We start from the raw sequence: 23,346 nt of genomic DNA on the forward strand, positions 1-23,346 counted from the left end.
TAACTGCATTTCAATTTCAGGAAATGGGGTTAGACCCCGTAGAATAGGAGGTTTTTTAAATGGATAGAGAGCGTTCTGCACGTATTGAGCGGAAGACGGGTGAGACGGATATTAAGCTGGAGTTCGGTATGGATGGGGAGGGGCTTTCGTCGCTTGAGACGGGAGTTCCGTTTCTGACTCATATGCTGGATCTGTTTACGAAGCACGGGCAGTTTAATCTGATTGTGGATGCTAAGGGTGATATTGAAGTGGATGATCACCATACGACAGAGGATATCGCGATCTGTCTTGGACAGGCCATCGTGGAGGCACTTGGCGATAAGAAGGGAATCAAGCGCTATGGAAATGCGTTTGTGCCGATGGATGATGCGCTGGCCCAGGTGGTCATAGATTTAAGCAACCGCCCTCACCTTGAGCTGCGTGCAGAGCTTCCTTCCCAGAAGGTGGGCACATTCGATACAGAGCTCGTCCATGAATTTTTATGGAAGCTTGCACTTGAAACAAGAATGAATCTGCACGTGATTGTGCACTACGGGCAGAATACCCACCATATCATCGAAGCGATTTTCAAAGCTCTTGCACGGGCCCTGGATGAAGCGACTACTATTGACCCGAGAATCAAGGGTGTGCCTTCCACGAAAGGGATGTTATAACATGATCGGCATCGTCGACTATGGGATGGGCAATTTATTCAGTGTCAGCAAGGCCTTTGAAAGGCTCGGCGCTGAATACTTTATTTCCTCGGATCCTAAAAGGCTCGGAGAAGCAGCAGGGATCATCCTTCCGGGAGTCGGGGCGTTCAAGGATGCGATGGCCCAATTGAATGAGCTGGAGCTTACGGATTTTCTCAGTGCATACGCAGTAAGCGGCAAGCCGCTGCTCGGCATCTGCCTCGGCATGCAGCTTCTCTTTGAAGACAGCGAGGAATTTGGCCTGACAGAGGGATTGTCCTTGCTGCCGGGCTGCATCAGGAGATTCCCCGGAACAGACAGTGAAGGTGTTTCGTATAAAGTGCCTCATATGGGCTGGAATAAGCTGAATTATAATGTTCCTTCTCCACTTCTTGAAGGCATTGAGGAAAGCTATGTTTATTTTGTTCATTCTTTCTATGCAAAGACCCCAGTGGAAGTGGTCAATGCCTCCGCCAGCTACGGGGAAGAAGTGCCAGCTGTCGTTTCACGGAATAATATCATGGGCATGCAGTTCCACCCGGAAAAAAGCGGGGAGACGGGCATGGCCCTGCTGCAGAATTTCATTAAAATTACAGAAAGCAGGGTGTCAGTATGAACGGATTTACCATTTACCCGGCAATCGATATCCGCGGCGGAAAATGTGTGAGACTCCTACAGGGAGATTATGATAAAGAAACCGTGTACGGCGATTCACCGGCCGATATGGCAGAAAGCTTTGCCAGCCAAGGAGCTTCATGGATTCATATGGTCGATCTGGATGGAGCAAAGGCAGGCAGCCCTGTAAATGATTCTCTCGTTATTAAGGCCGCTTCCTCGCTTTCTGCCAATATCCAGGTGGGCGGCGGAATCCGTTCCGAACGGGATATTGTGTATTATCTTGAAAAAGGGATCAAGCGCGTCATCTTGGGGAGCATTGCCGTTTCAGATCCAGCTTTTACGAAGGAAATGCTAAAAAAATACGCAGCTTCCATCGCCATCGGAATCGATGCCAAGGACGGCATGGCGGCCACGCATGGCTGGCTGGAGACCTCACAGGTTAAAGCGGTTGAACTTGGGAAGGCACTTGCTGACGCCGGGGCAGAAACGTTCATTTTCACCGATATTGCAACAGACGGCATGCTTTCCGGTCCGAATGTAGACGCGGTTTCCGCCATGGCAGAAGAAACAGGGAAGAGCGTGATTGCTTCAGGAGGCATCAGCAGCCTGGAGGACCTGGTACAGCTTTCAAAGCTGTCAGGTCTTGGCGTAGCCGGAGCGATTGTGGGCAAGGCGATTTATACGGGGAGATTCTCCGTAAGGGATGCGCTGAATGAGGTGGATTCATGATTACCAAACGGATTATTCCCTGCCTGGATGTCAAAGAAGGCAGAGTGGTAAAGGGAATCCAGTTCCTGGGCTTAAGAGATGCCGGGGACCCGGTCGAGCTTGCCGCATTCTATGACCGTGAGGGAGCGGACGAACTGGTATTCCTTGATATTTCTGCGTCCCATGAAGGAAGAAAGACCATGGTGGAGGTTGTCAAAAGTGTGGCGGCCTCGCTTGCGATCCCTTTTACAGTCGGGGGAGGGATTAATTCTCTCGAGGACATGAAGAGAATTCTCCGCGCAGGAGCCGATAAGGTCTCCTTGAATACGGCAGCCGTCCTCCGCCCGGAGCTGATTGCTGAAGGCTCCCGCTTTTTTGGCGCCCAGTGTATCGTGGTGGCGATCGATGCACGGTATGATGAAGAGCAGGGAACCTGGATGGTCTACACACATGGAGGCAGAAAGCGCACAGACAAAACCGCCGTGGACTGGGCAATGGAAGCGGTGAGCCTCGGTGCTGGGGAAATCCTTTTGACAAGCATGGACAGCGATGGCGAGAAGAACGGCTTCAATCTTGAGCTGACGTCCGCTGTCAGTGAAGCGGTAAGTGTTCCTGTCATTGCCTCTGGTGGAGCGGGGAATGCAGAGCATTTTTATGAAGCGTTTGAAGAAGGAAAGGCAGATGCAGCTCTGGCCGCTTCTATTTTCCACTATAAAGAAACGTCTGTTACAGAAGTAAAAAGTTTTCTAAAAAGCCGGGGAGTGAATATTCGATGAACCTACAAAAGATAAAATTCGACAGCCAGGGATTGATTCCGGCCATCGTTCAGGATGCCAACACAAAAGAGGTTCTGACTCTTGCTTATATGAACGAGGAATCTCTCGAGCTATCATTAGAGAGCAAAGAAACCTGGTTCTTCAGCCGCTCAAGGGAAAAGCTGTGGCATAAAGGGGAAACGAGCGGGAACACCCAGACCATCGTCGATATCAAATTCGACTGTGATCAAGATGCCCTTGTCGTCCTGGTGGAGCCCAAGGGTCCGGCCTGCCATACCGGCTCAGTCAGCTGCTTCACAGAAAGCCTTCTGTCAGGCGGGGAGGAAAAAGCGGAAGCTGCTGTGACAGCCGATTTCCTGTATGAATTGGAAAATCTGATTGCAGAACGAGAAAGACTCCGTCCGGAAGGCTCTTATTCAACGTATCTATTTGAAAAAGGCGTGGACAAGATTCTTAAAAAAGTCGGCGAAGAATCCGCGGAGGTTATTATAGCCGCGAAAAACCGCGATAAAGAAGAACTCAAATGGGAAACCGCGGACCTCTTCTACCACGTCTTCATCCTGCTGAGAGAACAGGGACTTCCATTCAAGGAAGTACTGAATGTTTTAAAACAAAGACACACGGAAAAAGAGTCTGGGAAATAATTGGGAAATGGGGACTGTCCCCATTTCCCAATTTTGTGTTATAATTCATTAGTTAATTACTTACTAATGGAGGATTCCATGTCAAAAGATTCAAAGGCAAGGCGCAAGGCGCAGGTTTTTTCGTTTTTTCCCACTGGGGAGTATTATTTCGCGAGAGGTTTGAGATATTTTAACCGCCGTGATTTACATAAGGCGAAAAAATATATTGAACGTGCACATGAGCTGGAAGCAGGCGAGCCGATGATTGTCTGCCAGCTGGCTATTATTTATACAGAACTTGGGGATTACGAGTACTCGAATGAACTGCTTCAGTCCATTCTTGGCGGTTTGGATCCATATATGACAGAATGCCATTATTTCATGGCTAATAACTATGCTCATCTTGGCATGTTTAAGGAAGCTTATCTGCATGCCGGCATGTATCTGGATAAAGAGGAAGACGGTGAATTCAGCGAGGATGCTGAGGAACTGATAGATTTAATTGAGCTTGAGATGGATGAATTGGGAGAAACGCTCGATCTTCTGGAGGATGAGGACGGTCTGTTATCCAGGCAGGAAAAGGCCCGCGAACAGCTGGAAACAGGGAACTTCGCCCAGGCCATTATTTCCTTGAACGAGATTGTGGAGGAATACCCTGATTCCTGGTCCACTTATAATAATCTGGCACTGGCTCATTTCTATCTAGGAAAAACCGACGAAGCTTTCAAGGTCCTGGATGAGCTTCTCGCCAAAAATCCAGGCAATATGCATGCCCTTTGCAATATGCTGGTATTCCATTTCTATCAGCGTGATGCTAAAAAGGTTGCCGAGTACACAAGCATCCTTGAAAAAATCCAGCCCATGGCCCATGAGCACCGCTTTAAGCTTGCGGCGACTTTTGCCATGACCGGACAGTATGAGCTGGCATACAAAGGACTCAGGCTTTTACAGAAAAAAGGCTTCGAGCCGGACAGCACCTTCTATTATTGGCTGGCGGACAGCGCCTATCATCTCGGATATGACGAGATCGCCAGGCAGGCTTGGAAGAAGCTGATTGCTTTTAATCCGGAAAAAGAAGGAATGGAGCCCTGGAATGATAAAAAAGAAATTTCTGGGTTTGAAGACCACTTTCCATCTATTATTAAAAGGCTTAAAAGCGATCTTCCTGAAGAGAGGTTATTCGGGATTTTTCTTACCATGCAATCCAAGCATAAAAAGAAGATTCTGTCCCATGACTCATTTAAAAAGATTGGAAGTTTTTCAGAAATGGATGGCAGCTATGCGGCATGGGCGGAAGCACCGAAGAAGAACCAGCCTGCTGAAAATATCCTTTTTACGCACAAGGTTGCTGACCTCCTTTTCCGCCAATACCGGCCGATCAACTTAACAGAAGCCGGACTGTTCCTTCTATGGTTCTCGGTATCTTTGGAGGCAGCCAAAAGCGGTGCTGTCATGAAAAATCCTGAAGCCATGGCGGCTTCCATTTCCTACACCTGGCATAAGCTGAGGAACGAGGAAGTCACTCAAAAGGAAACGGCAGAAAAATACGGCGTGTCTGCGGCAACACTGAGGAAATATCTCGGGATCATGGACGAATGGCTGAGCTGAATCCGCAAATGAGCAGATTCTTGGACTGTTTTATTTAACTTATATACGATAAGGTTTAGGCTATACTAGAAGTATCTAAGCACGCCTTTCGGATGCCTATTTTTATGAGGGGTGAAACACTATGTCAGAAGAAAAAATTTATGATGTTATTATCATCGGCGCAGGTCCTGCCGGGATGACTGCTGCTGTTTATACATCGCGAGGAAATCTGTCTACCTTGATGATCGAACGCGGGGTACCCGGCGGACAGATGGCCAATACAGAAGAAGTGGAAAACTATCCAGGCTTTGAAACCATCCTTGGACCTGAGCTTTCAACCAAAATGTTTGACCATGCGAAGAAATTCGGGGCCGAATATGCGTATGGTGATGTGAAAAGTGTTGTGGACGGAAAAGAATATAAAACTGTAAAAGTCAGCAATAAAGAATATAAAGGCCGTGCTGTGATTATTTCCTCCGGTGCGGAATACAAAAAAATCGGCGTGCCAGGCGAAAAGGAATTAGGCGGCCGCGGGGTTTCTTACTGTGCCGTATGTGATGGTGCATTCTTTAGAAATAGAGAACTTTTTGTCATCGGAGGCGGCGACTCAGCCGTTGAAGAAGGAGTGTATCTGACCCGCTTTGCTTCCAAAGTGACCATCGTTCACAGGCGCGATGAGCTGCGGGCACAAAAGATTCTTCAGCAGCGCGCATTCGATAATGAAAAAGTGGATTTTATCTGGAATCATACCATCAAGGGAATCAACGAAAAGGATGGCAAGGTGGGAAGCGTCACACTTGTCTCCACAATCAATGGCGAGGAGCAGGAGCTGAACGCGGACGGAGTGTTCATTTATATTGGCATGCTGCCTCTGTCAAAGCCGTTTGAGGACCTCGGCATTACCAACGTGAATGGCTATATTGAAACAAATGACCGGATGGAAACCAGGGTTCCTGGTATTTTTGCCGCAGGCGATATCCGTGAAAAGTCCCTGCGCCAGATTGTCACTGCAACCGGGGATGGCAGTATTGCGGCACAAAATGCCCAGCACTACATTGAAGAACTGATGGAAAGCCTGAAGGCTGAATAATTCTTGGTAATATTTACAAAGCGTCATACTGTTTTAATTCTGCTGTAACAGAAATGAAATATAAAATGGGTATCATTAAAGTAGAAATTGACCCCCTTTTATACAAATTTATTTTGTAATAGCACAGGCAGATGCCTGTGCTAATTTTTTTGGCATACCTTCCTTACAAAAGGGGACTAAAAAAGACACATTGCGTTCATTGTAGTGAGTTTTTAAAAATAGTATAATGGAATGAAATATATTTTTTATTTAAACATGCCCAGGCGGCAATTCATATAAGAAGGTCTTTTAGGTTATGAGGTGATAGTGTGCAGCGTGTAACAAATTGTGTACTGATTAACAATGATCAAGCCTTACTGCTCAAAAAACCGCGCAGGGGCTGGTATGTTGCCCCCGGAGGGAAAATGGAACCTGGCGAGTCCATCAGGGATGCGTGCATACGGGAATATCGTGAAGAAACGGGTATCTTCCTGCGCAACCCATCTATAAAGGGGATTTTTACCTTTATCATTAAAGATGGAGACAAGGTATTATCTGAGTGGATGATGTTTACGTTCTTTGCCACAGAGTTCGACGGAGTCAATGTAGAGGAATGCGAAGAGGGGGAGCTGTCATGGCAGCCTCTTGAGAACATCAGCAGTCTTCCGATGGCGCCTGGAGATCATCATATTCTCGAATATATGGTCCATGGAAATAACATTATATACGGGACGTTTACCTATACGCAGGACTTTGAACTAATTTCATATCGTCTGGATCCAGGCTGAATATGGGAAGGAAACAGGGGGAATTCAAATGAGTACGGGAGCTGCAAATGATATCCAGCTGGTAATCATTACAGGAATGTCAGGGGCGGGGAAAACCGTAGCTATACAAAGCTTTGAGGATCTAGGCTTCTTTTGCGTGGACAATCTGCCCCCGACTCTTCTTCCTAAATTCCTGGAGCTGATGAAGGAATCGGGAAGCAAGATGAATAAAGTGGCGCTGGGAATGGACCTTCGCGGAAGGGAGTTTTTCGAGCATCTGTTCCGCGCATTGGATGAAATGAGTGAAAGCTCCTGGATCACACCGCAGATTTTATTTCTTGATGCGGAAGATTCTGTCCTTGTTAGAAGGTATAAAGAGACCAGGAGAACCCATCCTCTTGCTCCTTTCGGCCTTCCTATGGAGGGGATCCAGCTTGAAAGAAGCATGCTTGAGGAATTAAAGGGAAGGGCAAGGCTCATTTATAATACCTCGGAACTAAAACCCCGCGAGCTGCGTGAAAAAATCCTCAGCGAGTTTTCAACAAATAAGCTCAGCACCTTCACGGTCAATGTCATGTCTTTTGGTTTTAAGCATGGGCTTCCTATCGATGCGGATCTGGTTTTCGATGTGCGTTTCCTGCCGAATCCTTTTTATATTGAAGCCATGCGGCCGCAGACTGGCCTTGATGAAGATGTAAACAAGTATGTAATGAAATGGACTGAAACCCAGAAGTTCCTTGAGAAGGTCACTGATCTGCTTACCTTCATGCTGCCCCATTATAAACGAGAGGGCAAGGCCCAGCTCGTCATCGCGATTGGCTGTACCGGAGGCCAGCATCGGTCTGTTGCTCTGGCAGAGTATATTGGCCATTATTTTAAGAAGGAATACTTTACCCAGATCACACACCGGGATATTGACAAAAGAAAGGATCATCCTCATGCCAAATAATCACAGGCTCCCCAGAATTGTCGTCATAGGCGGCGGGACAGGTCTTCCCGTCCTCATCAGGGGGCTGAAAAGCTATCCAATCGACATCAGTGCCATAGTTACCGTCGCAGATGATGGGGGAAGTTCAGGACGTCTGAGGGATGATATGGATATACCGCCTCCAGGTGATGTGAGGAATGTCCTGGCTGCCCTTTCGGATGTGGAGCCTCTGGTCGAGCAGATGTTCCAGCACCGATTCAGCCATTCTGTTGAACTGACAGGCCATTCACTTGGCAATCTGATCATCGCAGCCATGACATCCATAACCGGAGATTTCGTCCATGCCATCCAGGAAATGGCCAAAGTCCTGAATGTACGGGGAAAAGTTCTCCCTGCCGCCAACCAGAGTGTGATTCTGCATGCGGAAATGGAAGACGGGACCATTGTGACCGGAGAATCCAAGATTCCCGAATATGGCAAGAAAATCAAACGGGTCTTTCTGACGCCGGAGGATGTTAAACCGCTTTCAGAAACACTTGATGCTATCCAAAGTGCAGATCTAATCGTCATTGGTCCGGGAAGTCTGTATACCAGCATCCTCCCTAATCTGCTTGTTCCGGAACTCGGACGTGCAGTATGCGAGGCACCGGCAAAAAAAATCTATATCTGCAATTTGATGACCCAGGCAGGGGAAACCCTCAATTTTACGGCGAGCGACCATGTAGAAGCGATTTACAATCATATGAACTGCTCCTTTATGGATTATATCCTTGTAAACAATGAGGAGATTTCCCAAACCGCCAGACTTAAATATAAAGAAGAATACGCGAAGCCCGTCGTCTATGATTTTGACAGGCTGAGTGAATTTGGAATCACCGTGCTTCAGGAGCCGATTGTCAGCTATGATGGCAACGTTGTCCGCCATAATACGAAAAAGGTTGCTGAAATTTTATATAAACTTCTTCTAGAAGAATCGAAACTGCCGAAACGGCCGTAATAATGCCAATGCGGCCCAGACAGGAGGTGAGAAGGAATTGTCCTTCGCATCTGAAACAAAAAAAGAATTAACAACACTTGAGATTAAAGACTGCTGTGCCGAAGCGGAGCTTTCTGCCCTTATTCGAATGAACGGCTCGCTATCCTTTTCCAACCGCAAGCTCGTAGTGGATGTGCAGACAGAAAACGCGGCTATTGCAAGAAGAATTTATACATTGTTGAAAAAAAGCTTTGATGTCCAGGTGGAGCTTCTCGTCAGGAAAAAAATGAAGCTTAAGAAAAATAATGTGTACATAGTAAGGCTTTCGGAAAAAGCCAAGGAAATTCTTGCGTCCTTGAAAATCATAGGAGATGGTTTCAGCATCCATCATGATATATCAAAGGAATTGATTGCCAAGAAATGCTGTAAGCGTTCGTATCTTAGGGGGGCTTTCCTGGCAGGGGGTTCGGTAAATAACCCGGAAACGTCCTCGTATCATTTGGAAATCTTTTCTCTTTATAAAGAGCATAATGATGAGCTGTGCGAGCTGATGAACATCTTTGATCTGAAAGCGAAGACCCTGGAAAGGAAAAAGGGGTATATCACCTATTTAAAAGAAGCTGAAAAGATTGCTGAATTCTTGAATATCATCGGAGCCCATACAGCCCTGTTGAAATTTGAGGATGTCAGGATCGTCCGGGACATGCGCAATTCAGTGAACCGCCTGGTTAACTGCGAAACCGCCAATCTGAACAAAACCATCGGAGCTTCATTGAGACAGGTCGAAAATATTAAATTGATTGAGCAGACTGTTGGGCTCAGTATCCTGCCGGACAAGCTGAGGGAAATTGCAGAGCTCAGGGTTGCCTATCAGGATGTGACACTTAAAGAACTGGGAGAAATGGTCTCCGGCAGCAACATCAGCAAATCAGGCATTAACCATAGACTCAGAAAGATTGATGAGATTGCCGAAAAGCTTCGTTCTGGAGAACCGATTTCATAAGCATTCTGTTAGGATTCCCCTGATTACAACATTAGATTGTGCAAACGGGTTTCAAACAGGTTGGTAAATGGATAAATAAGTATAATACTCAAAGATTAAAAACATACATTATAAAAAGGGAATGGGGAGGTAAGGTAATGGTAGTAAAAGTTGTCCAGGTCCAGCTGAAAACGGGCCTGCAGGCAAGGCCCGCAGCACTTTTCGTCCAGGAGGCAAACCGTTTCACAGCGGATGTCTTCCTTGAGAAGGATGGCAAAAAAGTGAACGCGAAAAGCATCATGGGCTTAATGAGCCTGGCTGTAAGCTCAGGTTCTGAGGTAAAGCTCGTTGCTGAGGGAAAAGACGAAGACGAGGCGATTGAAGCCCTGGAAGCGTTTGTCCAAAACCAGGAATAAACCAAAAAAAAAGAGGCTGAGCAATCAGCCTCTTTTATGCATTTTATTTATTGTTTTCAAGATCGTTGCGGCTCATAAGCTTATCAACCAATCCATATTCCACAGCTCTTTCAGCTGTCATGAAGTTGTCACGCTCTGTGTCGCGTTCAATCACTTCAAGCGGCTGGCCGGTCCGCTCAGAAAGAACCTTGTTCAAGCGGTCGCGGAGGAAGAGGATGCGTTTCGCTGCAATTTCAATTTCAGTAGCCTGACCTTGAGCTCCGCCAAGCGGCTGATGGATCATAACCTCTGAGTTTGGAAGAACATAGCGCATCCCTTTTTCACCAGCAGCAAGAAGGAATGCACCCATGGAAGCCGCCATCCCGATACAGATGGTTGAAACCTTCGGCTTGATGAACTGCATGGTGTCATAGATGGCCATACCAGCTGTAATGCTGCCGCCAGGGCTGTTAATGTAAATATGGATATCCTTCTCAGGATTTTCCGCTTCAAGGAAAAGAAGCTGTGCTACAATGGAGTTCGCAACATTATCATCAATGGCACTTCCGAGCATAATGATGCGGTCCTTCAATAGGCGTGAATAGATATCATACGCACGCTCACCGCGGTTTGTCTGTTCAATGACTGTAGGAATTAAATTCATACATTTCTCCTCCTTTAAAAAAGACGCTGTTATACCTTCAATTAATTTGTATTTCACGGCAGCTTTTCACAAATACTATGTATACAGGCTGTGCGAAAAGTGCTTAAGAAATAAAACGGATGGATGTTTATTCCTCATGATGTTATCATACACCGATTGGTCAATTTAGGTCAAACAAAAGACATTGGTCAGCGAAAAAAATCATTCGACAATCTCATTCATTATGTATAAAATAGACCTTGTGTTTGACTATATGTTTTGAAGGCCGTTTTTAAAGAGTTTGTTGCTTTTAAGATAAAGAATCAAAAAACAACATTACTTTAAAACAATGCCTTAATAAATATGTGACTTTATCCATGATACCCAATGTTGTTCAATTTAAACATAATTTGGCCTTGCAAAACGAAGTAAATTATATTATAATAGTTTTCTGAGCGAGTTAATCGCCGTTTATATTCTGCCCTCGTGGTGCAACGGATAGCACGTGAGATTCCGGTTCTTAAGATGTGGGTTCGATTCCTGCCGAGGGCGTCATAAAAAAAGTTCCTATTCCTGTATGATTTTATACGAGCATAGGAGCTTTTTTGTTTTCCGTCAGTCTACTCTTGGCATGTTCGCATGGCTGTTGCCAGACCTGTTCTATATTAATATATTGAATTATAGGATGTATTTGTTGGAAACGGTTACATCATGCTTTTTCATATTCCTATTTTGTATTAAAATAAAAGCAGGAGGGATATGTATGCAATTAAGAAACGGTCAGTTTCAACAGCAGACTTTGAAGGCTGCCATGACTCAGGAGCTGAGCCAGGCGATCGCTCTGCTTCAGTATACATCCCAGGAGCTGTCTGCATTTCTGGAGGCCCGGGCTGTAGAAAACCCCTTGGTGGTCCTGGAATCGGAGGACAGGGGTGCGGTCTTGGATCTTTATAAAGGGATAAGAAGCCGCAGGGTCCAGCGGGAAAATGCAGCAGAGAATTGGCTTGAACAAATCGGGGACCGGACAGTGACCCTTGACCGCTATCTTCAAATTCAATTATCTATATACAAGTTTACAGAGAAAGAAAGGCGGGTTTTAAATTATTTGAGCATGAGCCTGGATTCCAATGGCTATTTCCGCTCCTCCATTGATGAGGCTGCCAGAATCACCGGGGCGGATCCCGAACTGGTTGAATCCTGTTTTCAAACGCTTCAAAAGCTGGAGCCTGCCGGTGTGGGTGCGAGAAACCTCCAGGAGTGTCTGCTCCTCCAGATTGAGCGGGAAGGGCAAGATGCTCTTTCGGCAAAAATCGTAAAGGATGAGTTCCTGCTGTTTGCCGAGAAAAAGTGGAAGGAGCTGTCCCGGAGGCTGAATGTTCCTTTGAAGAAAATCCAGGAGGTACAGGATTATATCCAAACATTAAATCCCCGTCCCGGTGCATCCTTTCATAGTGAGCTGCCTGCCTATGCAGTACCCGATGTAATCGTGGATGAAGAACTGAGAGTGAGCCTGGCCCACAATCATTCGTCCAGCTGGAGGCTGAATGAGCCCTATTATTCCAGCCTAAAAGGATACGGCGACCGCAGTTTGGACCATTATATTAAGGAGAAATGGCAGGAATTCCAATGGATCTCCCGCAGCCTTAAACAGAGAAGGGAAACCATCCTGAAGGTGACGGAACTGATTGTGGAAAAGCAGCCTCAATGCTTCAGGAAAGGGCTTGCCTCCTTAAAGCCGATGACCATGAAAGAGGTCAGCGAGGAATTGGGTATCCATGAATCGACAGTCAGCAGGACGGTAAGGGATAAGTATGTGCAGGCTCCTTTCGGGACAATCGAGCTGAGGGCGTTCTTTACATCGAATCTTCAATCCGAAACGAGTGAAGAAGTTTCCGCTGCGGCAGTAAAAAAAGAAATTCAAATGCTGGTCCAAAAAGAAGATAAGACAAAGCCTTTATCGGATCAGGAAATTTCTGATATATTAAAAATGGAAAGCGGGATCATACTGTCCAGGAGGACCGTAGCCAAGTACCGGGACCAGCTGGACATCCCATCTTCTTCGAAAAGGAAACGATATATCTAGCGGCGGGGAGTATGGAAATGACAGTTATCCAGTTTTATACAAGAGAAAAATGCCCGCTCTGTGTCAAGGCAAAGGGCATATTAAACGATCTTCAGCCCGAACTGGGCTTTGAAATTGATGAAATTGATATTTATTCAGATGATGGGCTTATTGAACGATTTGGACTGATGATTCCGGTCATCGAGCATGATGGAAAAATCGTTCAATATGGCCAGGTAAATAAAGAGGAAATTAGGAAACGGTTTCAGAAAAAAAGCTGAACATATTGGTTGAAGTCTGCATATACTCCTGTTAGAATGAAAATTGAAATAGGGGTATTTTTTTTGGAGTGTGCGGGACATAATATGTCTCAGCGGGACTAAAAACGACCATCCTAATTCACAGAAGGAGTTACACATGCGCTCATTAATCGAGGTCCAGAGAAAATTATTGCCTGATTTAATGGATGTTATGCAAAAGCGCTACCAGATTCTCCGCTACATAAAATTTATGCAGCCTGTTGGCAGAAGAAATCTAAGCACGAGTTTGAACCTCACGGAAAGAACGCTGAGGGGAGAGGTGGAGTTTCTTAAGGCGCAGAACCTGATCGATATTTTCCCTTCCGGCATGCATATCTCGAGCACGGGCGAGGAAGTATTGGAGAAATTAGAGGGTGTAATGCGTGAACTAACGGGTATAGACACAATGGAAGAACTGTTAGCCAGGCAATACTCTGTTAAAGAAGTGATCATTGTGAGCGGCAACAGTGATACATCTCCCTGGGTCAAAAACGAACTGGGAAAAGAGTGTGCAGCTTGCATAAAAAGGAATCTCTCAGGGGAAAATATCATCGCTGTCACAGGCGGTTCAACACTGGCTGCAGTGGCTGATATGCTGACCCCCGATTCACGTAAAACTCTTTTTGTTCCAGCGAGGGGCGGCCTTGGCGAGGATGTGCACAACCAGGCTAATACGATTGCAGCGAATATGGCTGCCAGCATGGAGTCAGACTGCCGTGTTCTGTATGTCCCGGAGCAAGTGAGCAGGGAAGCGTATCGCTCCTTTATGAAAGAGCCGGGGATAAAAGACGTGATTTCTTTAATCAACAAAGCGAACATCGTGGTGCATGGCATCGGGGATGCGCTTGCCATGGCTGAAAGAAGGAAATCACCGCCTGAGATAATGGAGAAGATCAAAAAGGGAAATGCTGTTGGAGAAGCCTTTGGTTATTATTTTGATGAAAAGCCGGAAATTATCCACAAGGTCCACACAATAGGCATCCAGAAGGAAGATCTTGAACATTCGGACCATGTAATTGCAGTAGCGGGGGGCATTTCGAAGGCGAAGGCCATAAGGGCTTACCTGAAAATGGCGCCGGCCACTACGATACTGATTACAGATGAAGCGGTAGCAAATGAGTTATTAAAGGGCTAGTCCTTTTAAATATTAAATTTTAACCTTACAATTCCCTAATTTTAAAGGAGGATTTTTAAAATGACAGTAAAAGTTGGTATTAACGGATTTGGCCGTATTGGACGTAACGTTTTCCGTGCAGCATTAAAGAATCCTAATGTTGAAATCGTTGCAATCAACGACCTTACAGATGCAAACATGCTTGCACACCTGCTGCAATATGATACAGTACATGGAACTCTTCCAGAAAAAGTATCTGTGGATGGAGACTCTTTAGTAGTGGACGGCCACAAAGTAAAAGTTTTAGCTGAACGCGATCCTGCACAGCTTGGATGGGGAGACCTGGGTGTAGAAGTGGTTGTTGAATCAACTGGCCGTTTCACTAAGCGCGATGATGCTGCGAAGCACTTAGAAGCAGGCGCTAAAAAGGTTATTATCTCTGCTCCAGCCAACAACGAAGATATCACAATCGTTATGGGTGTCAATCAGGACAAATATGAGCCTGAAAACCACCATGTTATCTCTAACGCTTCTTGTACTACAAACTGCCTTGCTCCATTTGCGAAGGTTCTTCACGAGCAATTCGGTATCAAGCGCGGTATGATGACTACTGTTCACTCATACACGAATGACCAGCAGATCCTTGATCTTCCGCACAAAGACTACCGTCGTGCCCGTGCAGCTGCTGAAAACATCATTCCAACTACAACTGGTGCTGCGAAGGCTGTTGCACTTGTACTGCCTGAGCTGAAAGGAAAACTAAATGGTATGGCAATGCGTGTTCCTACACCAAACGTATCTGTTGTTGACCTTGTAGCTGAGCTTGAAAAAGACACAACTGTAGACGAAGTTAATGCGGCTATCAAAGCAGCTGCAGAAGGCGAACTTAAGGGAATCCTTGAGTACACTGAACTTCCATTAGTATCTACTGACTATAACGGAAGCCCTGCCTCTTCAACTGTTGATGCCCTTTCTACAATGGTTATGGAAGGCAACATGGTAAAAGTTCTTTCTTGGTACGATAATGAAACTGGCTACTCAAACCGCGTAGTTGACTTGATTGACTACATTGCTGGCAAAGGCCTTTAATTCATAAACCTCGTCCACTGCTTGTTTTTGGCTTTCGCGGCTAAATACAGCTATAATAGTAAATAAATAAAGGGGAGCGGGGATGTATGCCCTTCTTCCCCTTTTTTTGGGTAAGCTCTAAGAAGCTGGCTGAAGCTTATGTACGATGCCGCTTTTCACCTATAAGAGCTTCAGGTACATAAGGTTAGGCCGGGCTTCATTTTTATAAGGAGGTCTACGGGATTATATGAATAAAAAATCCATTAAAGACATTGATGTTAAGGGGAAACGGGTATTCTGCCGTGTGGACTTTAACGTGCCGATGCAAAAAGGCGAAGTAACGGATGAAACAAGGATCAAGGCTGCACTTCCTACTATTCAATATCTAATCGAACAGGGAGCCAAGGTCATTCTTGCCAGCCACCTCGGACGTCCAAAAGGACAGGTTGTGGAGGAATTAAGACTGAACCCGGTTGCCAATCGTCTTAGTGGGCTTCTTGCGAAGAACGTCGTTAAAACCGATGAGGCTTATGGCGAGAGTGTAAAGGCGGAAATTGAAAAAATGAATGAAGGCGATGTTCTTCTTCTTGAAAATGTCCGCTTCTATCCTGGAGAAGAAAAAAATGACCCTGAGCTTGCTAAAGCATTCGCAGAGCTTGCTGATGTATATGTAAATGATGCATTCGGTGCGGCTCACCGTGCACATGCTTCAACAGAGGGAATCGCAAAATACCTGCCAGCTGTATCAGGCCTCTTGATGCAAAAGGAACTGGATGTGCTGGGGAAAGCATTATCCGATCCTGACCGTCCGTTCACAGCTATTATCGGCGGAGCAAAGGTTAAAGATAAAATCGGCGTCATCGATAATCTGCTTGAAAAGGTGGACAACCTGATCATCGGCGGAGGACTTGCTTATACCTTTGTTAAGGCACAGGGCCATGAGGTAGGGAAGTCACTGCTTGAAGAGGATAAATTGGATCTTGCCAACAGCTTTGTAGCTAAGGCAAAAGAGAAAAAAGTAAACTTTTATATGCCGGTGGATGTTATTGTCGCTGACGACTTCTCGGAGGATGCTGAAACAAAAGTAGTAGACATTGATTCTATTCCATCTGACTGGGAAGCGCTGGATATTGGCCCTAAAACCCGAGAGAAATATGCTGAGGTCATCAAAGGCTCCAGATTAGTAATCTGGAACGGACCTATGGGCGTGTTTGAAATAGACAAATTCGCGGGAGGAACCAAGGCGGTAGCTGAAGCTCTGGCAGATTCAGATCATACGTATTCCGTAATTGGCGGTGGAGACTCCGCAGCAGCAGTAGAAAAATTCAACTTAGCAGATAAAATGTCTCATATTTCAACAGGAGGCGGAGCTTCCCTCGAGTTTATGGAGGGAAAAGAGCTTCCAGGTGTTGTCGCTTTAAACGATAAAGAGTAGAGAAATCACCATACGTTGGAGAGGATGATATGATGCGTAAGCCAATTATTGCTGCAAACTGGAAAATGCATAAGAAACTAGGGGAAGCAAAAAGCTTTATAGAAGAAGTGAATGGCCTTGTACCATCTGCGGAGGCTGTAGAAGCAGTAGTATGTGCTCCTGCAATATTTCTAGATCAATTGGTACAGCAGTCTCAAGGATCAAGCCTGAAGATCGGCGCACAAAACATGCACTATGAGGAATTCGGCGCCTTCACCGGCGAAGTCAGCCCTGCTGCACTGGAGGATCTTGGTGTGCAGTATGTAATCCTGGGGCACTCAGAACGCAGGGAAATGTTTAATGAAACTTGTGATTCTGTAAATAAAAAGACTCTTTCTGCATTTAAATATAATCTTTTTCCAATCGTATGCTGTGGTGAAACTCTTGAACAACGAGAAAGCGGAAAAACAAAAGAATTAGTTGGGGAACAGGTAAGGAAGGCCCTGACAGGTCTCACTCCAGAACAGGTAAAACAAACCGTCATTGCTTATGAGCCAATCTGGGCCATCGGAACCGGCAAATCCTCGACAGCAGAGGATGCAAACGAGGTCTGCGCACATATCCGTTCGGTCGTGGCTGAACAGTTTTCCAGGGAGGCAGCCGATGAGCTGCGAATCCTGTACGGCGGAAGTGTAAAGCCTGGCAATATCAAGGAATACATGACCCAGCCGGATATCGACGGTGCACTGGTCGGAGGAGCCAGTTTAGAGTCTTCTTCCTTCCTTCAGCTTTTAGAGGGTGGAAAAAATGAGTAAATCTCCAATCGCTTTAATCATCCTGGATGGTTTTGCCTGCCGGGATGAAGAAAAAGGGAATGCGGTTGCCCAGTCTAAGAAGCCGAACTTCGACCGATATTGGAGCAAATTCCCCCATTCACATCTAACCGCATCTGGTGAAGCGGTGGGTCTTCCAGAAGGCCAGATGGGGAATTCGGAAGTCGGACATTTAAATATTGGTGCCGGCCGCATTGTCTACCAAAGTCTTACACGTGTGAACCTAGCGATTAAAAAAGGTGAGTTCGAAAATAACGAAACCTTTATTTCAGCTATGGATCATGTGAAGAAAAACGGTACAGCCCTTCATCTGTTCGGGCTTTTGTCAGATGGCGGCGTACACAGCCATATTGACCATATGTTCGCCTTGTTAAGACTTGCAGCTGAACAGGGTGTTGAAAAAGTATATATACACGGCTTCCTGGATGGCCGCGATGTTCCGCCGAAATCGGCTGAGGATTTCATCCGCCAGACGGAAGAAGTGATCAAAGAGGTTGGAGTGGGCAAGATTGCCACAATTTCCGGCCGCTATTATTCCATGGACCGTGACAAGCGCTGGGAGCGGGTGGAGAAGTCCTACCGCGCCATGGTGTATGGCGAAGGTCCTGTCTACAGCTCAGCCATGGAATGTCTGGAGGACTCCTACCGCAATGGAATCTTTGACGAATTCGTCCTTCCATCTGTCATCACAGATGAATCAGGAAAGCCGGTTGCGACCATCGAGGACAACGATGCTGTTATTTTCTATAATTTCAGGCCTGACCGTGCGATCCAGATTTCCAATACGTTTACTAACGAAGACTTCCGTTCATTTGATAGAGGGCCAAAAGCGCCGAAGGATCTATTCTTTGTCTGCTTAACCCACTTCTCAGAGTCTGTGAAGGGATATGTCGCGTTTAAACCAATTAACCTGGATAACACAATTGGCGAAGTCATTTCCCAGGCGGGGCTTAAACAGCTGAGAATTGCAGAGACCGAAAAATATCCGCATGTGACCTTCTTTATGAGCGGAGGCCGGGAAGCTGAATTCCCAGGAGAAAAGCGGATCCTGATCAATTCTCCAAAAGTGGCGACCTATGACTTGAAGCCCGAAATGAGCGCTTATGAAGTCACAGACGCCCTGCTGAATGAGATTCAGTCTGATTCTGTGGATGCAATCATCCTGAACTTTGCCAATCCTGATATGGTTGGACACTCAGGGATGCTTGAACCGACGATCAAAGCCATCGAAACGGTGGACGAGTGCCTTGGTAAAATCGTGGATCTGATTCTGTCCAAAGGCGGTGCAGCCATCATCACAGCTGACCATGGAAATGCCGATGAGGTTGTTACCATGGAAGGACAGCCGATGACTGCCCATACAACCAACCCAGTTCCAGTCATTGTTACAAAAGAAGGGCTGACCCTTCGCGAAGACGGCATCCTGGGCGATCTTGCTCCGACGATGCTCGAGCTTTTGAACCTTGAACAGCCATCGCAGATGACAGGGAAATCTATTATCAAAAAATGAGGAACCAATAAAAAGGAGAGTTTTTAAAATGCCATTTATTACACATGTATATGCTCGTGAAGTTCTTGATTCCCGCGGAAATCCAACAGTTGAAGTAGAAGTAATGACAGAATCCGGCTTCTTTGGCCGCGCTATGGTGCCATCAGGTGCTTCTACAGGTGAATACGAAGCTGTTGAACTTCGTGACGGCGACAAATCCCGCTACCTTGGCAAAGGTGTTCAGCAGGCTGTTGCAAACGTTAATGACGTTATTGCAGATGAAATCATTGGTATGGATGTAACTGATCAGGTTGGCATCGACCGTGCCATGATCGCACTTGACGGAACAGAAAACAAAGGCAAGCTTGGAGCTAACGCGATCCTTGGTGTATCCATGGCTGTAGCACATGCTGGTGCAGATTCTGTAGGTCTTCCTTTGTACCGTTACTTCGGAGGCGTGAATGCAAAAATTCTTCCAACTCCAATGATGAATATCATCAATGGCGGTTCTCATGCTGACAACAACGTAGACTTCCAGGAATTCATGATCCTCCCTGTAGGTGCTCCAACTTTCAAAGAAGCACTTCGCATGGGTGCGGAAGTATTCCACAGCCTTAAAAAGGTACTTAGCGGAAAAGGACTTAACACTGCAGTAGGTGACGAAGGCGGATTTGCTCCAAACCTTGGCTCTAACCGTGAAGCGCTTGAAGTAATCATCGAAGCAATCAAAAATGCTGGCTATGAGCCTGGCAAAGATGTTCTTCTTGGTATGGACGTGGCTTCTTCTGAATTCTTTAACAAAGAAACAGGCAAATATGATCTTGCAGGCGAAGGGCGTACAGGCCTTACTTCTGAAGAAATGGTTGCCTTCTACGAAGAGCTTGTTAATGAATTCCCTATTGTTTCTATCGAAGACGGACTTGACGAAAACGACTGGGAAGGCCACAAGCTATTGACTGACCGTCTTGGCAAAAAAGTGCAGCTTGTTGGGGATGACCTTTTCGTAACAAACACAAAGAAGCTTGCCCAAGGAATTGAGCAGGGTGTAGGCAACTCTATCCTGATCAAAGTAAACCAAATCGGTACATTGACTGAAACATTCGATGCAATCGAAATGGCGAAGCGCGCTGGCTACACGGCTGTTGTCTCCCACCGTTCAGGTGAAACAGAAGATGCAACAATCGCTGACATCGCGGTTGCAACAAATGCTGGCCAAATCAAAACTGGATCTCTATCCCGTACAGACCGTATCGCAAAATACAACCAGCTTCTTCGCATCGAAGACGAGCTTGGCGAATTTGCGATTTATGAAGGATTAAAGAGCTTTTACAATTTAAAACGATAATCATATCAGCAAAAAATACGCCTGAATTTAGTCGTACAAACCAATTCAAGGACGCTTGAATTGTGGAGTACACCGTACTGAATTTAGCCGTACAAATGTTATCAATTAAACCTTCCGTTTATGTGTGTAATAACACTGACGGGAGGTTTTTTTGTGCTTATATCGGACTTATTGAAAGAATTTACTTTCGACCTGAAAATTAAGAATTACGCTGAACGCGCGACTGAAACTTATAACTACAACACCAACCAGCTTATTTACTATCTGGGGCAGTTCCACGAGATAACCGACATTGAAGATGTTTCAGGAGTGCATATAAAGAAATTCGTTCAGCACCAATTGGATTCAGGTAAAAAACCAACTTACATTAATACGCTCATTAAATCCTTAAGAGCTTTGTATCTATATAGTGAAATTCAAAAGGGGATTATATAATGTACGGAATCATTAAAAGACGGAAAACTGCCGACTATGCCCAAATATGGTATACGACAATCCTATGCAGGATGTTGGAGAAGTGCTGTCGCTTAAAGAAGACCGACTGGGCATAGCAAAGTGAGGTTCCGTCAGATTATGAAAGCGCATTAATTTAATACTTCGTTTCCCGGGAGGCCAGACAGACGGATTGACAGCCTGTCCGGTTTTTTTTTATGTACATCAGCAGCCGCATCGCTTCATCAGGTTTGGATTAAAAAACGCCGGGAATATATTCATTAATCAGCATTGGCAAAAAGGGGAGGTGCAAGCGGACAGCAATGAAAAGTATATATGGTGCAGTAATCGCAGCCGTCCTGCTTACAGGATGCCAGGGTGCACAAGAGACCGGGAATAAGGCAGAAGAAGCAGGCAATAAGGTGAAGGAAGAATCTAAAAAAGCGGTGGATGAACTTGATAAAAAAACACAGCCCGCTCAGGATAAAGTGAAAAAAGAAGTTGAAAATGCCAACTTGGGCGAGAAAAGCAAAAAGGCAGTCGATTCTGTCAAAACGACAATGAATGACACCAAGAAAAAGGCCGAGAAAAAAATATTGGAAAAGGGCGAAAAGGCAACGGTCGACCAGGACGCTTTCCTTGCGTTATCTGAGGGAGAATACGACAAGCTTTATCAGTTCATTAAAATCAATGATTATGATGGAGTGTCTGATCAAATCAACAAGAATAAAGTAGTTGAATTGAAAAAAGGCAGTGAGGTAACCGTGCTCAGCAGAATGGCAGTCAGAATAGAGGTAGTGGATGAAAGCAGCAAGAAGAAAGGATATATTCCCTCCACGTTGCTTACACCAAAGAAGTAACCACAACATGATTCAGGAGGAAACAGAATGCGGGAACTTCTATTGACTCTCTGTATTGGTGGAATTATTGGCTGGATTGCCCAGCTTGCTATTGGAAGAGAAGTGCGGGCAGGGACATGATAGCGTTCCTTTGAACCTGGAAAGCTGTTCAAAAAAATTGAAGAAGCTTGTAAGAAAGCCGAATTAAATTATATTCGTGACTTTATAACATATTTGATGATGAATTTAAACCTCATCCATTATCCAGAAAAGAATATGAAGAAAAGCCATACAAGACTTTACTATATAAAAGAAAGTTTTTTGAATTTCAGAAGGAGTATCGTGTTGTAATTAAGAAGCCATGTTCTAATGATTTGATTTTACATCTAGGTAGAGATATAGGATATATTTGGGCACCATTGAAAAAGGAAGCTTACCGCTGGATATTCAATATAATACTGTAGAAAAAACCAAAGAATAATCACAGCAAAAAGAGCTTACCTAATCGGTAGGCTCTTCTTTTATGTATGTATATCCTGTTAGCTCCGCAAGATCACGTTCAAGCTCCTCAGTGTGTCTAAAAACATAAACAACATATTGAGGATTTCTTTCATTTGGCTTAGTTCGCAAGAATCTGTGTCCACGAGCAACCAACTTCTGAAACAAGCTGTATTTATAAATATTAACTTTGCTCATCAGACATTCCCTGAGGTCCGTATTCTTCCTTAACAGCACTATACGAATTGGACGCTTTGGAGCGTTTTGCGTTAAAACTAGCAAACAACACTGGGAAAGCATTTAACGGGAGACTCGAGAAAAATGATTTTTCTAAAGTAGATGAAGATCATAATGCTATCTGGAGACTGCAGGATAGCAGTGTGGGGGAAGCCACCGACATCATGTCACCGGAACAAGAAAAAGCGTTCATCGAGGAGCATTATGAAATTGAAGAATAAGCATCCTAACCTGCAAGGTTAAGGCTATTTATCCGTTTATTTTTCAGATGGGGTACTTAACCGATAAGGATCCTGGAAAAGAGAAATGAATAAAGAAAAGACGTATGCCTATTCATACGTCCGTTCTAGTGTCTACATCCAGCTTATTTATTTGCCAGATAATCCAGCACCATCGCCTTTTGGAATTTTTCAAGATAGATGCCGATAAAAATGACAGCGATGAGGACTGGATAAAATTGATGGATGGTATCTGACATCTGTGCGCCGGTCCAATAGTTAGAAAGAAAAGATCCAGGGCTGCTAAGCAAGGCTTCAGCTGCTGCCAGCAGGTACAAGACCAGCCAAATGAATGTCAATGTGCTGGTGCCAAACAGAAAGGCTGCCGCAATCAGTCCAATTAAAAGGGCAATCCCAAGCACACACAAAGGCTGGTAAGGCAGACTCCTGACATGGATGGTTTCCAGAAGCAGCGGGGAAGTCAAAAGGCTTGCCAGGTACCAGGAGCTGATAAAATAAGCAAGGAATAATAGGGTCCTGCGGTTATCGTACTTTGTCTTCCATAGAAGTGCGGCAGATAGGATAATTGCGATGCTGTCGATCCAAATGCTGTGAAAGGCAATCAATAGAACGGCAGTCAACAGGCCAAAAAAGATATTCACTGAGTCCAGTATCCGTAATAGTTTTAAGAACAAGCTCGCTCCTCCCTTCAAGGCGGAAATCCTCTACTTAAAAATTATCCTATTTCGTGCGGA

General features: G+C 45.3%; 25 protein-coding genes and 1 tRNA gene. 24 read left to right on the plus strand and 2 right to left on the minus strand.

The window, feature by feature from the left end:
• Positions 1-59 precede the first annotated feature (59 nt).
• The 12 genes from hisB (at position 60) to H539_RS0116940 (ending at position 10,121) form a co-directional block, all read left to right on the plus strand.
• Positions 60-653 carry an imidazoleglycerol-phosphate dehydratase HisB gene (gene hisB, locus H539_RS0116885; RefSeq protein ID WP_026694489.1) on the plus strand — a complete coding sequence of 198 codons (594 nt, stop codon included), beginning with the start codon at positions 60-62 and terminating at the stop codon, positions 651-653.
• A 1-nt stretch (position 654) separates the two neighbouring features.
• Positions 655-1,287, plus strand: coding sequence for an imidazole glycerol phosphate synthase subunit HisH (gene hisH / locus H539_RS0116890; RefSeq protein ID WP_026694490.1), 633 nt, complete (start codon positions 655-657; stop codon positions 1,285-1,287).
• Positions 1,284-2,018 (plus strand): 1-(5-phosphoribosyl)-5-[(5-phosphoribosylamino)methylideneamino]imidazole-4-carboxamide isomerase, encoded by a 735-nt coding sequence (gene hisA, locus H539_RS0116895; RefSeq protein WP_026694491.1) that lies wholly within the window; start codon positions 1,284-1,286, stop codon positions 2,016-2,018. The genes hisH and hisA overlap by 4 nt, the downstream gene beginning before the upstream one ends.
• Positions 2,015-2,773, plus strand: a complete 759-nt coding sequence (gene hisF, locus H539_RS0116900) for an imidazole glycerol phosphate synthase subunit HisF (protein ID WP_026694492.1) — start codon at positions 2,015-2,017, stop codon at positions 2,771-2,773. The genes hisA and hisF overlap by 4 nt, the downstream gene beginning before the upstream one ends.
• Positions 2,770-3,417 carry a bifunctional phosphoribosyl-AMP cyclohydrolase/phosphoribosyl-ATP diphosphatase HisIE gene (gene hisIE / locus H539_RS0116905; RefSeq protein ID WP_026694493.1) on the plus strand — a complete coding sequence of 216 codons (648 nt, stop codon included), beginning with the start codon at positions 2,770-2,772 and terminating at the stop codon, positions 3,415-3,417. Before hisF ends, hisIE begins: the two co-directional genes overlap by 4 nt.
• Before the next feature lie 78 nt (positions 3,418-3,495).
• Positions 3,496-5,004 (plus strand): tetratricopeptide repeat protein, encoded by a 1,509-nt coding sequence (locus tag H539_RS0116910; RefSeq protein WP_026694494.1) that lies wholly within the window; start codon positions 3,496-3,498, stop codon positions 5,002-5,004.
• A 121-nt stretch (positions 5,005-5,125) separates the two neighbouring features.
• Complete coding sequence (trxB, locus tag H539_RS0116915) at positions 5,126-6,073, plus strand: thioredoxin-disulfide reductase (protein ID WP_026694495.1); 948 nt, start codon at positions 5,126-5,128, stop codon at positions 6,071-6,073.
• Between the two features lie 308 nt (positions 6,074-6,381).
• Entirely contained in the window at positions 6,382-6,840 is a 459-nt protein-coding gene (locus H539_RS0116920; RefSeq protein WP_026694496.1) for an NUDIX hydrolase, read from the plus strand.
• A gap of 28 nt (positions 6,841-6,868) precedes the next feature.
• A complete protein-coding gene (gene rapZ, locus H539_RS0116925; protein WP_026694497.1) occupies positions 6,869-7,768 on the plus strand; it encodes an RNase adapter RapZ in 900 nt (299 codons plus the stop codon).
• Positions 7,758-8,744, plus strand: a complete 987-nt coding sequence (locus tag H539_RS0116930; protein ID WP_026694498.1) for a gluconeogenesis factor YvcK family protein — start codon at positions 7,758-7,760, stop codon at positions 8,742-8,744. Before rapZ ends, H539_RS0116930 begins: the two co-directional genes overlap by 11 nt.
• Positions 8,745-8,781: 37 nt before the next feature.
• Positions 8,782-9,726, plus strand: coding sequence for a DNA-binding protein WhiA (whiA, locus tag H539_RS0116935; RefSeq protein ID WP_026694499.1), 945 nt, complete (start codon positions 8,782-8,784; stop codon positions 9,724-9,726).
• 137 nt (positions 9,727-9,863) lie between these two features.
• On the plus strand, positions 9,864-10,121 hold the full coding sequence (locus H539_RS0116940) for an HPr family phosphocarrier protein (protein ID WP_026694500.1): 258 nt from the start codon (positions 9,864-9,866) through the stop codon (positions 10,119-10,121).
• A 43-nt stretch (positions 10,122-10,164) separates the two neighbouring features.
• Here the strand turns inward: H539_RS0116940 and clpP are convergent, their stop codons facing one another.
• The gene (gene clpP / locus H539_RS0116945; protein WP_026694501.1) at positions 10,165-10,764 is read right to left on the minus strand and encodes an ATP-dependent Clp endopeptidase proteolytic subunit ClpP; all 600 of its coding nucleotides are present in this window, start codon (positions 10,762-10,764) and stop codon (positions 10,165-10,167) included.
• Between the two features lie 459 nt (positions 10,765-11,223).
• Here clpP and H539_RS0116950 point away from each other — a divergent pair.
• The 12 genes from H539_RS0116950 to H539_RS28910 all read left to right on the plus strand — a co-directional run bounded on the left by H539_RS0116950 (position 11,224) and on the right by H539_RS28910 (position 22,594).
• A tRNA-Arg gene (locus H539_RS0116950) sits at positions 11,224-11,295 on the plus strand.
• 211 nt (positions 11,296-11,506) lie between these two features.
• Complete coding sequence (gene rpoN, locus H539_RS0116955; RefSeq protein WP_026694502.1) at positions 11,507-12,826, plus strand: RNA polymerase factor sigma-54; 1,320 nt, start codon at positions 11,507-11,509, stop codon at positions 12,824-12,826.
• Positions 12,827-12,843: 17 nt separating this feature from the next.
• Positions 12,844-13,086: a glutaredoxin family protein gene (locus tag H539_RS0116960; RefSeq protein WP_026694503.1), complete on the plus strand. Its 243-nt coding sequence runs from the start codon at positions 12,844-12,846 to the stop codon at positions 13,084-13,086.
• Between the two features lie 136 nt (positions 13,087-13,222).
• On the plus strand, positions 13,223-14,239 hold the full coding sequence (locus tag H539_RS0116965) for a sugar-binding transcriptional regulator (RefSeq protein ID WP_026694504.1): 1,017 nt from the start codon (positions 13,223-13,225) through the stop codon (positions 14,237-14,239).
• 60 nt (positions 14,240-14,299) lie between these two features.
• Positions 14,300-15,307 (plus strand): type I glyceraldehyde-3-phosphate dehydrogenase, encoded by a 1,008-nt coding sequence (gene gap / locus H539_RS0116970; protein ID WP_026694505.1) that lies wholly within the window; start codon positions 14,300-14,302, stop codon positions 15,305-15,307.
• A 226-nt stretch (positions 15,308-15,533) separates the two neighbouring features.
• On the plus strand, positions 15,534-16,721 hold the full coding sequence (locus tag H539_RS0116975; protein WP_026694506.1) for a phosphoglycerate kinase: 1,188 nt from the start codon (positions 15,534-15,536) through the stop codon (positions 16,719-16,721).
• A gap of 32 nt (positions 16,722-16,753) precedes the next feature.
• Positions 16,754-17,515 (plus strand): triose-phosphate isomerase, encoded by a 762-nt coding sequence (gene tpiA / locus H539_RS0116980; protein WP_026694507.1) that lies wholly within the window; start codon positions 16,754-16,756, stop codon positions 17,513-17,515.
• Positions 17,508-19,043: a 2,3-bisphosphoglycerate-independent phosphoglycerate mutase gene (gene gpmI / locus H539_RS0116985; RefSeq protein WP_026694508.1), complete on the plus strand. Its 1,536-nt coding sequence runs from the start codon at positions 17,508-17,510 to the stop codon at positions 19,041-19,043. Before tpiA ends, gpmI begins: the two co-directional genes overlap by 8 nt.
• Positions 19,044-19,071: 28 nt before the next feature.
• The gene (gene eno / locus H539_RS0116990) at positions 19,072-20,367 is read left to right on the plus strand and encodes a phosphopyruvate hydratase (protein WP_026694509.1); all 1,296 of its coding nucleotides are present in this window, start codon (positions 19,072-19,074) and stop codon (positions 20,365-20,367) included.
• 153 nt (positions 20,368-20,520) lie between these two features.
• Positions 20,521-20,802 carry a phage integrase N-terminal SAM-like domain-containing protein gene (locus tag H539_RS30915; RefSeq protein WP_155890105.1) on the plus strand — a complete coding sequence of 94 codons (282 nt, stop codon included), beginning with the start codon at positions 20,521-20,523 and terminating at the stop codon, positions 20,800-20,802.
• Positions 20,803-21,122: 320 nt separating this feature from the next.
• Positions 21,123-21,659, plus strand: a complete 537-nt coding sequence (locus H539_RS0117005) for a hypothetical protein (protein WP_026694510.1) — start codon at positions 21,123-21,125, stop codon at positions 21,657-21,659.
• Positions 21,660-22,390: 731 nt separating this feature from the next.
• On the plus strand, positions 22,391-22,594 hold the full coding sequence (locus tag H539_RS28910) for a DUF6241 domain-containing protein (RefSeq protein WP_155890107.1): 204 nt from the start codon (positions 22,391-22,393) through the stop codon (positions 22,592-22,594).
• A 143-nt stretch (positions 22,595-22,737) separates the two neighbouring features.
• Here the strand turns inward: H539_RS28910 and H539_RS0117025 are convergent, their stop codons facing one another.
• Complete coding sequence (locus H539_RS0117025; RefSeq protein ID WP_026694511.1) at positions 22,738-23,286, minus strand: hypothetical protein; 549 nt, start codon at positions 23,284-23,286, stop codon at positions 22,738-22,740.
• Between the last annotated feature and the right edge of the window lie 60 nt (positions 23,287-23,346).

Source organism: Peribacillus kribbensis DSM 17871 (assembly GCF_000430765.1).
GTDB lineage: Bacteria > Bacillota > Bacilli > Bacillales > DSM-1321 > Paraperibacillus > Paraperibacillus kribbensis.

What these genes read in the sequence shown, in the direction of transcription:
- trxB (WP_026694495.1), top strand. Translation starts at nt 5,126, where the DNA reads ATGTCAGAAGAAAAAATTTATGATGTTATTATCATCGGCGCAGGTCCT.
- hisH (WP_026694490.1), top strand. Translation starts at nt 655, where the DNA reads ATGATCGGCATCGTCGACTATGGGATGGGCAATTTATTCAGTGTCAGC.
- hisF (WP_026694492.1), top strand. Translation starts at nt 2,015, where the DNA reads ATGATTACCAAACGGATTATTCCCTGCCTGGATGTCAAAGAAGGCAGA.
- gap (WP_026694505.1), top strand. Translation starts at nt 14,300, where the DNA reads ATGACAGTAAAAGTTGGTATTAACGGATTTGGCCGTATTGGACGTAAC.
- H539_RS0116940 (WP_026694500.1), top strand. Translation starts at nt 9,864, where the DNA reads ATGGTAGTAAAAGTTGTCCAGGTCCAGCTGAAAACGGGCCTGCAGGCA.
- tpiA (WP_026694507.1), top strand. Translation starts at nt 16,754, where the DNA reads ATGCGTAAGCCAATTATTGCTGCAAACTGGAAAATGCATAAGAAACTA.
- H539_RS0116960 (WP_026694503.1), top strand. Translation starts at nt 12,844, where the DNA reads ATGACAGTTATCCAGTTTTATACAAGAGAAAAATGCCCGCTCTGTGTC.
- H539_RS0116930 (WP_026694498.1), top strand. Translation starts at nt 7,758, where the DNA reads ATGCCAAATAATCACAGGCTCCCCAGAATTGTCGTCATAGGCGGCGGG.
- eno (WP_026694509.1), top strand. Translation starts at nt 19,072, where the DNA reads ATGCCATTTATTACACATGTATATGCTCGTGAAGTTCTTGATTCCCGC.
- clpP (WP_026694501.1), bottom strand. Translation starts at nt 10,764, where the DNA reads ATGAATTTAATTCCTACAGTCATTGAACAGACAAACCGCGGTGAGCGT.
- H539_RS0117005 (WP_026694510.1), top strand. Translation starts at nt 21,123, where the DNA reads ATGAAAAGTATATATGGTGCAGTAATCGCAGCCGTCCTGCTTACAGGA.
- rapZ (WP_026694497.1), top strand. Translation starts at nt 6,869, where the DNA reads ATGAGTACGGGAGCTGCAAATGATATCCAGCTGGTAATCATTACAGGA.
- hisB (WP_026694489.1), top strand. Translation starts at nt 60, where the DNA reads ATGGATAGAGAGCGTTCTGCACGTATTGAGCGGAAGACGGGTGAGACG.
- H539_RS0116975 (WP_026694506.1), top strand. Translation starts at nt 15,534, where the DNA reads ATGAATAAAAAATCCATTAAAGACATTGATGTTAAGGGGAAACGGGTA.
- H539_RS0116910 (WP_026694494.1), top strand. Translation starts at nt 3,496, where the DNA reads ATGTCAAAAGATTCAAAGGCAAGGCGCAAGGCGCAGGTTTTTTCGTTT.
- hisIE (WP_026694493.1), top strand. Translation starts at nt 2,770, where the DNA reads ATGAACCTACAAAAGATAAAATTCGACAGCCAGGGATTGATTCCGGCC.
- H539_RS0116965 (WP_026694504.1), top strand. Translation starts at nt 13,223, where the DNA reads ATGCGCTCATTAATCGAGGTCCAGAGAAAATTATTGCCTGATTTAATG.
- gpmI (WP_026694508.1), top strand. Translation starts at nt 17,508, where the DNA reads ATGAGTAAATCTCCAATCGCTTTAATCATCCTGGATGGTTTTGCCTGC.
- hisA (WP_026694491.1), top strand. Translation starts at nt 1,284, where the DNA reads ATGAACGGATTTACCATTTACCCGGCAATCGATATCCGCGGCGGAAAA.
- rpoN (WP_026694502.1), top strand. Translation starts at nt 11,507, where the DNA reads ATGCAATTAAGAAACGGTCAGTTTCAACAGCAGACTTTGAAGGCTGCC.